A 9,225-nucleotide genomic window follows, 5' to 3' on the forward strand; every position below is an offset into this window, starting at 1 on the left:
GCCCAGAAGCCGTTGACGCCCATGGCCGGTATGATCCAGTCGGTCAGCCCCAGTACGATGCCCAGCCCCAGCCCCAGAATCCAGAACGATACGATGTGGATGAGCATGGGAATGGCTGTGAGTTTGTAGCCGCGCAAGGCGCCCGAGGCGATGGTTTGCGCCGCATCAGTCAGCTGATACACCGCAGCGAATAGCAACAGGGTCAGGCCGATAGCGATGACCTGCGGATCATTGGTGTACATGCGGATGATGGGTTCGCGCAATAACAGCACGACGACCATGGTGGCAAATGCCGCCACCAGTCCGATAACAAGGCCGACGCCGGAGACGAAGCGCGCCTGCAGGTAGTCGCCGGCACCGACCGCCTGGCCGACGCGTACGGTCAGCGCGACCGACAGGCTTTGCGGCAACATATAGATGATGCTGGTGAAGTTCAGTACCGCCTGATGGCTGGCAACCACCAGCGTGCCCAGTTTGGCGACGAGTAGGGCGATAAAGGAAAACAGGCTGACTTCGACGAAGAACGACAGGCCGATCGGGATACCCAGTTTGAGGAAGCCGGCGTAGCGTTTGAAATCGGGCCAGCTCATGCGTGCGGTCAGACCGTAGGACTGGAAGTGCTTGGCACGGGCGATATAGATAAAGAGTGCAATAGCGTTGAACCAGAACACGATAGCGGTGGCCCAGCCGCAACCGGCGCCACCCATTTTAGGCAGGCCGTACAGCCCGTGAATCAGCATGTAGTTGAGCGGGATATTCAGCGCCAGCGCGATCAGGCTGACCACCATGATGGGACGCGGCTGCCCCAGGCTGGACGCGTAGGCATGCAGGCTGCGGTGCATCAAGGCGGCCGGCATGCCGAGGGCAGCACCAGTGATGTAAAGCATGGTCATGTCTTCGACGTGCTCGGGCAACGATAGCCATAAGCGGAGTAGCGGTTGGATGGCCACCATGGCGATCATGCCCACTGCCCCGGCAAACAGGCCGAACCATATGCCCTGACGTCCGGTTTCACCGATAGCGTCATGTTTGCCCGAGCCGAACTGGTGTGACAGGATGGGGTTCAGTGCCGCCACAACGCCCATCAGGGTGACGTAGGCGGTAATGAAAATGCTGGAGCCCAGCGAGACGGCGGCCAGGTCGTCGGTGCTGACATTACCGGCCATGACGGTATCGACAAAACCGGTGGCAACCTGGGCGACTTGGGCAATCATCATGGGGAGTGCAAGATGAATCAGTGCGCGGGCTTCGCGGCGGATGGCGCCGTGCGGCGCACGGTTTAGTTCGAACAACATGGTAGTCCAGCAAGGCAAGGGGAAGCGCGCAATTGTAGCGCCAAACCCCTGCTTGTGTCCGGATGGCTGTCCTTGCTGTTAGCGTGCAGGCGTGGTTTTGCGTAGCTCGCAACTGATCACCAAGGCGCTGGCAAAACGGCTATTGATGGCTAGCGCGTCATCCAGCGAGACATTGTCTATCAGTAAAGAGGTGCCCTTGTGGCGGCTGGTATAGCCCAGTATCGCCGCGTGGGCGGCCAGATGGGCGAGTGTGGCATGGGTTTCGGGCTGGAGGGATCGCGCATGCAGCAGGCCGGTCAGGCCGGCGGCCGGCTTGACCTTCTTGATGGCTGGCGCATGAAAATCGGTGTAGTTATCTGTCTGGCAATCGTACATGGTTCTGTCCTTGTCGTGCGCGGGTCGCCTTATGCGTGCCCGGTCGCAGCCAGGCGTCGCTTTAGCAGGATTTGTATTGGCGCCCTGCAATTTGTCGATTAAATCGGCGCTGGGGTGTCATCCCCGTGTTCCTGATGCCTTGGCTTGTGTGGCATTCAAGAGGGTTTAGCGTAGAGTGTGGGTCGTGCCTTTGTCAAGTGAGGTGTGCGTGACCTCGTTTCGCGATATAATCCGCTTCATGTCTGTCGCGGCGTCCCGCGACCAAAACCAGAATTCGCTACCCCATTCAAATGATCCGCAAGTTAATCCGACGCGTGCTCGAACTGCCCGCAGAGTTGGGTGGCCGCCGTGCCAAGCCCAAAATCATTCCGTTTGCCATGCACGGAGTCCGGCGTGATGCACTCAGTCGCGGCGCTCAGCGTGTGACCTCTACCCTGCAAGAGGCCGGTTTTTCCGCCTATGTTGTCGGGGGGGCCGTGCGCGACCTGATGCTGGGCGTCTCGCCCAAAGACTTCGATGTGGCAACCAATGCCACACCGGAAGAGGTGCATCACCTGTTCCGGCGCTCGCGCATCATCGGCAAGCGTTTTCGCATTGTCCATGTGATGATGGGGCCGGAAACCATAGAGGTGACGACCTTTCGTGGCGGCAGCATAGGGCGCAAGAATGACTCGGGCCGTATCATGGCCGACAACTCCTATGGCTCGCAGGAAGAAGACGCCCATCGCCGCGACTTCACCGTCAACGCGCTGTTTTACAATCCGTCCGATGAGTCGATTGTCGACTTCCATCAGGGCATGCGCGATATCAAGGCTAAAAAGCTGGTGATGATAGGCCAGCCGGTGCTGCGTTATAAGGAAGACCCGGTACGCATGCTGCGCGCCGTGCGTCTGGCCGCCAAGCTGGGCTTTGATATCGACGAAAAAACCCGCAAGCCGATCGCTACTTATGCCGCTTTGCTCAAAGATGAGCCGGCGGCACGATTGTTTGACGAACTGCTCAAGCTCTTGCTGTCCGGCCATGCCTGGGATTGCCTGACCAAACTGCGTGACGAGGGCCTGGCCGGTGGCGCCTTCCCCTTGCTGGACGTGGTGATGGGCGAAGCCGCCGACGATGGTTTTGTCCGTTTGGCGCTGGATAGTACCGATGCGCGGGTGCGTGAAGACCGGCCGATTTCGGTGGGGTTTTTGCTGGCCACCCTGCTGTGGCGTCAGGTTGACCAGCGCTGGCAGGCTTTGCAGGCCGATGGCGAAAAACCGATTCCGGCGCTGATGCAGGCCATGGCCGATGTCGAGGCGACGCAGGATCACGATTTTGCCATTCCGCGCCGCTTTAGCGTCACCATGCGTGAAATCTGGATGCAGCAGCCGCGCTTTGATGCGCGTAGCGGCCAGCGTCCGTTCCGTTTTATGGAGCAGCCGCGTTTTCGCGCCGGCTTCGATTTTCTGGCGCTACGCGCCGCTGCCGGCGAAGTGCCGCAGTCGCTGGTGTCCTGGTGGGCCGACTTCCAGAAGGGCGACAATGAAGAGCGTCAGGCATTGATTGCTGCCGTCAAGGATGAAGACGGTGCTGCGCCCGCGCGCAAGCGCCGCCGTCGCCCGCGCAAGAAGCCGGCTGAGGGCGAATCCGCTTGACCCGCGCCTTTGTCGCACTGGGCAGCAATCTGGATGATCCTGCAGCCCAGTTGCAGCGGGCACTACTGGCTCTGGCCGCACTGCCGGGAACGCGTGTCGCTATCCATTCTTCTTTGTTTCGCACTACGCCGGTCGGCTTTATTGCCCAGCCTGATTTTATCAATGCGGTTGCCGAACTGGAAACCACGCTGGACGCCGATGATTTATTGCAGGCGCTGCTGGCGATAGAGCAGGCTTCGGGCCGGATGCGCTCTTTTCGCAATGCGCCGCGGGTGCTTGATCTGGATTTGCTGGTTTACGGCGACGAAGTCCGCCACAGCGAGGTGTTGACGCTGCCGCACCCGCGCATGCACGAGCGTGCTTTTGTATTGCAGCCTTTGGCCCAGATTGCACCCGATTATATGATCGGTGCGCATGGCACTGCGCGTGAGTTGGCTGCACGTTTGGGCTCAGCCGGCATTGAACGTTTGATAGAATAAATCCCTGCCCCGCGTTTTGGAGAGAGTGCATGAAGCCTTTGCGTTATGTGGTGATCGAAGGTCCTATTGGTGCCGGCAAGTCTACGCTGGCACGCCGCTTGGCCAAGCACTGGGAGGCGGATTTACTGGCCGAAATGCCGGAGGCCAATCCCTTTTTGCCGCGCTTTTATCGCGGCATGCCGCATCATGCGCTGTCTACCCAGTTGGCTTTTTTGTTGCAGCGAAGCAGTGCCGCCCGCGCCATGATAGAAGGCGACTTGCAGGGCCGGCCGGTTGTATCCGACTTTCTGTTCGAGAAGGATGCCCTGTTTGCCCGTACCAATCTGGATGCCGACGAGCTGGCACTATACCGCCAGCTGGCACCGCGCATCCTGCCCGAGCACCCGTCACCGGATCTGGTGATCTATCTGGAAGCTTCCGAAGACATCATGTTGTCGCGGGTGGCCGCGCGTGGCAGCGAGTATGAAGTCAACTTGCCGGATGCTTATCTTAGGCGCGTGCATGAGGCGTATCGTCATTTTTTCTATGAATATGATGCCGCGCCGCTCCTGACGGTGAATACCGACCACCTCAACTTGTTTGAGGGGGACGATGATTTTGAATTATTGTTGCGCTGCATTGGCGAGATGCGCGGGCAGCGTAGTTATTTCAACAAAAGCGCTTGATAGGGCCGGGTCACGAGCCGGGCTTGCGCGTTGTCCCAGTGATCCCAAGGAGACACAAGGCATGAAAGTAACAATCAATACCCTGAACAAGATGGCCGCCGAAGGCCGCAAGATATCCATGCTCACTTGCTATGACGCAAGTTTTGCGACCCTGCTGGAGGATGCCGGCGTCGATATCCTGCTGGTAGGCGATTCGCTGGGAATGGTGATTCAGGGCGGTGATTCGACCTTGCCGGTGACGCAAGAAGAGATGGAATACCACGTGCGCTGTGTTGCTCGTGGTGCCAAGCGTGCGCTGGTGCTGGGCGATATGACTTTCGGCAGTTATCAGCAAAGCCCCGAGCAGGCATTTGCCAATGCGTCGCGCCTGATTCAGGCCGGTGCGCATATGGTCAAGATCGAAGGTGGTGCCTATATGGCGCAAACCACGCGTTTTCTGGCTGAGCGCGGTATTCCGGTGTGTGCGCATATCGGCCTGACGCCGCAGTTCGTCAATGCTTTTGGCGGCTACCGCGTGCAGGGCAAGAGTGAAGACGACGCCCGCCGCATCATCAATGACGCCAAGGTGCTGGCTGACGCCGGTGCCAGCATGGTGTTGATGGAGTGCGTGCCGGCGGCACTGGCCCGCGAAATTACCGCCACCATCAGCGTACCGACTATCGGTATCGGTGCCGGTGTCGATGTCTCCGGCCAGGTGCTGGTGTCTTACGATGCGCTTGGGGTCTATCCGGGCAAGAAGGCGCGTTTTGTCAAAAATTTCATGGCTGATGCCCAGAGTATTCAGGGCGCGGTCGAAGCGTATGTAAAAGCGGTGCAGGACCAGAGTTTCCCCGCCGCCGAACACACCTTCTAAAGGTTGAATATGCAAATCATTCGTAGCGTTGCCGAACTGCGTGCCTGGCGCAAAGAAGCGGCTAGTGTGGCTTTTGTGCCCACCATGGGTAATCTGCACGCCGGCCATATCGCGCTGGTGACCGAGGCGCACCGTCATGCCCAGCGCGTGGTGGTCAGTATCTTCGTCAACCGCCTGCAGTTCGGTCAGGGGGAGGATTTTGATGCCTACCCGCGAACTTTCGACGGCGATTGCGCCAAGCTGGAGGCGGCGGGCGTCGATGTCCTGTTTTTCCCGACCGAATCCGAGCTGTATCCGCATGTGCGCCAGTCATTCAATGTCGAGCCGCCGCATTTGCAGGACGAGTTGTGCGGGGCTTTCCGTCCCGGTCATTTCCGTGGTGTAGCCACCGTCGTTACCAAGCTGTTTAATATTGTAGCGCCGGACTTTGCCTGCTTCGGCAAGAAGGACTATCAGCAGCTGGCGATTATCCGCGGCATGGTGGAAGACCTGAATAGCCCGGTGCAACTGGTAGCGGTGGATACCGGCCGTGCTGATGACGGCCTGGCGCTATCGTCGCGCAATGGCTATCTCAGTGCCGACGAGCGTGCCGAGGCGCCGCGCCTGTATCGTAACCTGACGCTGATCCGCGAAGCACTGGCCACTGGCGATAACGATTACGCCGCACTGGAAGCGCGTGCGCGCCATGACCTGGAAGTGCATGGCTGGTGTGTCGATTATGTCGAAGTGCGTCAGGCCTTGACGCTGGAAGTGGCACATGCCGGCGAGAAGAATCTGGTCGTACTGGTCGCCGCCCGTCTGGGCAAGACCCGTTTGATCGATAACGTCGAAGTCGTGCGCTAAGCCTGTCTATTTGCTAACCATGCCGGCTTGCCGTGTTTTTCCGGCAAGCCGGCATGGTTTTTCGTTCAAGAACGAGGGAAAACCACCATGCTTAGAAGCATGCTCAAATCCAAGTTGCACCGCGTGACTACCACCCATTCCGAACTGCATTACATCGGCTCCTGCGCGATTGATGAAGATCTGCTGCAAGCTGCCGATATTCTGGAATATGAAGAAGTCGAAATCTGGAATGTGACCAATGGCGAGCGTTTCGCCACCTATGCCATCCGCGCCGAGCGCGGCTCGGGCATTATCTCGGTCAACGGTTCGGCTGCACGCCGCGCCGCTCCAGGTGATTTGCTGATTATTGCGACCTTTGCGCAGATGGATGCGGCAGAAATCGCCGCCAACAAGCCGGCACAGGTATTTGTCGATGGGGATAACCGCATTACCGAAGTGAAATATGGTGCCACGCCGGTACAGGCCGCTTAAGTTCTGCTTGCTTTAGACGCTAAAAATCCCGCTTTGTGCGGGATTTTTAGCGTCCGGAAAGTGCCGCACGATTATTTGATTTCTACCTCTACGCGGCGGGATTCGCGATTGTCGGCCATGTCTGCCACGGTGTAGGCAGGTTCTTCCAGTACGATTCGATCGGCTTGAATACCGGCCTCCGTCAGTAGCTTCTGTACTGCTGTGGCGCGGTTTTTGGCCAGTTCGATATTGTGTGCCGGCTCGCCGGTTTTATCATGGTAACCACTGATGCTGATCTTGGCCGCAGGATGGTTTTTTGCATATTCGACGATGGCTGCCAGTTCATTCTTGCTGTTGGCGGGTGGAGCAAATACGTCGGTATCAAAGTAGACGCGAATAAGGGGTGGCTTGTCGGCAAGGGCGGGGAGCTCCATGGCGGTACTTGCTGCGGGGGCAGGGGCAGGGCTTACCGTTTTCTCCATGATTTTGGGGAGTTCGGGCGGGATGTCCGGTTGACTACAGCTACGGAATTGAAAGATGCTAAACAGGATGGCGGCAAGTCCGAGCAGCCATAGCCACCAGCGGCCAAAGCCGGATTTGGCTGCGACTGCCTCGATCTTGTGGCCGGCATCCGGGATGGCTTGGGCGACTGCCTTGGGGGCCGCTCCGATTAAAGAGCCCAAGCCCAGCACTGAGGCGATCGCTGCGGGTATCCGTCCGGACAAAAAGCTTTCTTGCCCTTTGAATAGGCTGCTCAAGGTACTTGCATCTATGGTGCCGCCACCGGCCTGATGCCTGATAAAACCGAGAACGAAGGGGGTTACCAGAGCCAGCAGCTTGCCCATGGCTGGCAGCTTGAAATTGCTTTCGCTGGAAAGAGAGGATGTCAGCGGGGCGAGTTTCTGACCAAACAGGGATGACAGTTGCTGCTGCCCCATGGCGGAGACTACGCCTATCTTGTCGGGTGTGAGCAAGGTGCCGACATCCTGCAGTAGTGGCAGGTTGGGGGCATTGATTAGCCCCAGTAGCTTGTTGGTTCCGCCGGCACTGGTGTTCTCCTTGATCAGGCTGGCAAGCAAGGCTGGAATGGCGGCACCCAGTGCGCTTTTGATGCCGGTGGCGGGCTCACCCAAATGTTGGGCTGCAAGTTCGGTGAAGGGGCCTGCCAAGCCCTGTTTTAGGGTGTCGAGCAAATTGGCGTTCATATTCAGTCTCCCGTGTCGGATGAGTGCTGGTATGTAAGCCAATATAAAACAATGGCTTAGTTACGTTACGTTAACTTAGCTCATCATTTTTTTCTTTTCAGGTTTTAACGCGATGTCGGCTGTTTTATTCAGGTGGGGCCGGGCATGAAACGACTTGCCGGCTTACAGACTGGGCAACTGTCCACCGTGGCTGGCAGGTGGCTGATCGCCCAGCCAGTGCAATAACTGGCGCTTAACTTCGGGGCTGCTCAGTAGTGCCATATGGCTGGTGTTGTAGGTAATCGCCTGCTTTTGGGGGGCAAACTGCAAGATGCGCGCCGGATCGGCGTGCTCGCCCAGCGCGCTGGCCAGCGGTACCAGACCATCACCCAGAATGGGCTCGCTCAGCGTGCCGCGTTTGCTTGCCGTGGTTGCCGCCACTGCATAACAGCTGACTCCGGCCGGCAGGGGGAGAATCTGCCTGTCGTCCGGTTTGCGCCGGAAACGGTCATGTCCGAGCCAGTCTTCATCCAGTACATGGCCGTATCTGAGATCGGTAATGCCGGCGCTGCGTAGCTGGCCGATTTTGGCGAGCGGCGCGGTATAGCTGCTACTGCCCAGAATGACATCGATCCAGTTGCCGGCGCGCTCCAGCGGTGCGCCGTGGTGTGGTGTGCCCAAAAATACGATTTTTTGCAGCTGCTGCGGCCATGCCATACCCTCCTTGCGTGCGTAATGGACGGCGCTGCGTATCAGTAAGCCGCCCATACTGTGTGCGACGACCGAGAGCTCGGTCACGGTCACGGGCCAGTTGCTGAGTGTGTTTTCCAGTTGTTCGGCCAGTTCATGCCCATTTTGCGAGACGTGCAGGCCAGTGTTGTAGCGCAGGTAGAGTGGGGTATAGCCCAGCGCCTCGGCCAGATCGGTACCAAAATCGGCTGCCTGTCCTGATTTCACATCGCTTGCGCGCCATTGCTGGTCGTTCATGCACAGGCCGTGTATCAGTAACAACAGCTTGCCGTTGGTGCTAGCTACGGTGGACAAATCAAGGTCTGCATCATGCAGGCGCAGGCGCATGGGGATGGCAAACGGGCTGGCGTTGGCTTTGAGTTTGTCTCCCATTACACCGTTCAGTGCGGCCAGCAGCGCCAGGCGCTGGGGGCTATCCTCTTTGGCATGTTCAGCTGCGACAAACAGCGACTCCAGCCGGCTTAGCGCTAAATGCGCCCCCTTGTCTACCAGTTGGGTGACGCCGCGCACGCTACGGTAAACCAGTCCGGTGATGCCGCCGGTTTGGTCGTGCCGTTTACCGCCGCGCACGCCCAGCGTATTCCATATCGACTGATGGACGCCCTCGATGATATGGCTGGTGTGGGTGACGGCCAGTGTCGCCAACTGGGTCAGTCCGCGGATATCGCTGCTGCGCAGGTGTCGCTGGGGCTTGGTG

The 9,225-nt window shown here is 58.6% G+C and carries 10 protein-coding genes; 6 read left to right on the forward strand and 4 right to left on the reverse strand.

Annotated elements, in window-relative coordinates:
• Both ACRC1E_RS07395 and ACRC1E_RS07400 read right to left on the reverse strand, forming a co-directional pair.
• Positions 1–1,295: MATE family efflux transporter (locus ACRC1E_RS07395; protein ID WP_438514464.1), on the reverse strand; the 1,295-nt coding region annotated here is incomplete at its 3' end.
• 78 nt (positions 1,296–1,373) lie between these two features.
• Positions 1,374–1,670: a hypothetical protein gene (locus tag ACRC1E_RS07400; RefSeq protein ID WP_438514465.1), complete on the reverse strand. Its 297-nt coding sequence runs from the start codon at positions 1,668–1,670 to the stop codon at positions 1,374–1,376.
• 290 nt (positions 1,671–1,960) lie between these two features.
• Between ACRC1E_RS07400 and pcnB the strand changes: the two genes are divergently transcribed.
• The 6 genes from pcnB to panD all read left to right on the forward strand — a co-directional run bounded on the left by pcnB (position 1,961) and on the right by panD (position 6,615).
• Positions 1,961–3,304 carry a polynucleotide adenylyltransferase PcnB gene (gene pcnB, locus ACRC1E_RS07405; RefSeq protein ID WP_438514466.1) on the forward strand — a complete coding sequence of 448 codons (1,344 nt, stop codon included), beginning with the start codon at positions 1,961–1,963 and terminating at the stop codon, positions 3,302–3,304.
• Positions 3,301–3,783, forward strand: coding sequence for a 2-amino-4-hydroxy-6-hydroxymethyldihydropteridine diphosphokinase (gene folK, locus ACRC1E_RS07410; protein ID WP_438514467.1), 483 nt, complete (start codon positions 3,301–3,303; stop codon positions 3,781–3,783). Before pcnB ends, folK begins: the two co-directional genes overlap by 4 nt.
• A gap of 29 nt (positions 3,784–3,812) precedes the next feature.
• Entirely contained in the window at positions 3,813–4,448 is a 636-nt protein-coding gene (locus tag ACRC1E_RS07415; RefSeq protein ID WP_438514468.1) for a deoxynucleoside kinase, read from the forward strand.
• Positions 4,449–4,509: 61 nt separating this feature from the next.
• Positions 4,510–5,301: a 3-methyl-2-oxobutanoate hydroxymethyltransferase gene (gene panB / locus ACRC1E_RS07420; RefSeq protein ID WP_438514469.1), complete on the forward strand. Its 792-nt coding sequence runs from the start codon at positions 4,510–4,512 to the stop codon at positions 5,299–5,301.
• Positions 5,302–5,310: 9 nt separating this feature from the next.
• A complete protein-coding gene (gene panC / locus ACRC1E_RS07425) occupies positions 5,311–6,144 on the forward strand; it encodes a pantoate--beta-alanine ligase (protein ID WP_438514470.1) in 834 nt (277 codons plus the stop codon).
• A gap of 87 nt (positions 6,145–6,231) precedes the next feature.
• A complete protein-coding gene (gene panD / locus ACRC1E_RS07430) occupies positions 6,232–6,615 on the forward strand; it encodes an aspartate 1-decarboxylase (RefSeq protein WP_438514471.1) in 384 nt (127 codons plus the stop codon).
• A 71-nt stretch (positions 6,616–6,686) separates the two neighbouring features.
• Here panD and ACRC1E_RS07435 read toward each other — a convergent pair whose 3' ends face one another.
• Together ACRC1E_RS07435 and ACRC1E_RS07440 are read right to left on the reverse strand one after the other, a co-directional pair.
• Positions 6,687–7,799 (reverse strand): DUF937 domain-containing protein, encoded by a 1,113-nt coding sequence (locus ACRC1E_RS07435; protein WP_438514472.1) that lies wholly within the window; start codon positions 7,797–7,799, stop codon positions 6,687–6,689.
• A 162-nt stretch (positions 7,800–7,961) separates the two neighbouring features.
• A partial coding sequence (locus tag ACRC1E_RS07440; RefSeq protein WP_438514473.1) for an esterase/lipase family protein occupies positions 7,962–9,225 on the reverse strand: 1,264 nt, incomplete at its 5' end.

This window comes from Craterilacuibacter sp., from assembly GCF_051659485.1.
GTDB lineage: Bacteria > Pseudomonadota > Gammaproteobacteria > Burkholderiales > Chromobacteriaceae > Craterilacuibacter.

Bases quoted from the DNA above. Each gene is read 5' to 3' on its own strand.
- ACRC1E_RS07400 (WP_438514465.1), bottom strand. From the start codon at position 1,670: ATGTACGATTGCCAGACAGATAACTACACCGATTTTCATGCGCCAGCC.
- pcnB (WP_438514466.1), top strand. From the start codon at position 1,961: ATGATCCGCAAGTTAATCCGACGCGTGCTCGAACTGCCCGCAGAGTTG.
- panD (WP_438514471.1), top strand. From the start codon at position 6,232: ATGCTTAGAAGCATGCTCAAATCCAAGTTGCACCGCGTGACTACCACC.
- ACRC1E_RS07435 (WP_438514472.1), bottom strand. From the start codon at position 7,799: ATGAACGCCAATTTGCTCGACACCCTAAAACAGGGCTTGGCAGGCCCC.
- panC (WP_438514470.1), top strand. From the start codon at position 5,311: ATGCAAATCATTCGTAGCGTTGCCGAACTGCGTGCCTGGCGCAAAGAA.
- panB (WP_438514469.1), top strand. From the start codon at position 4,510: ATGAAAGTAACAATCAATACCCTGAACAAGATGGCCGCCGAAGGCCGC.
- ACRC1E_RS07415 (WP_438514468.1), top strand. From the start codon at position 3,813: ATGAAGCCTTTGCGTTATGTGGTGATCGAAGGTCCTATTGGTGCCGGC.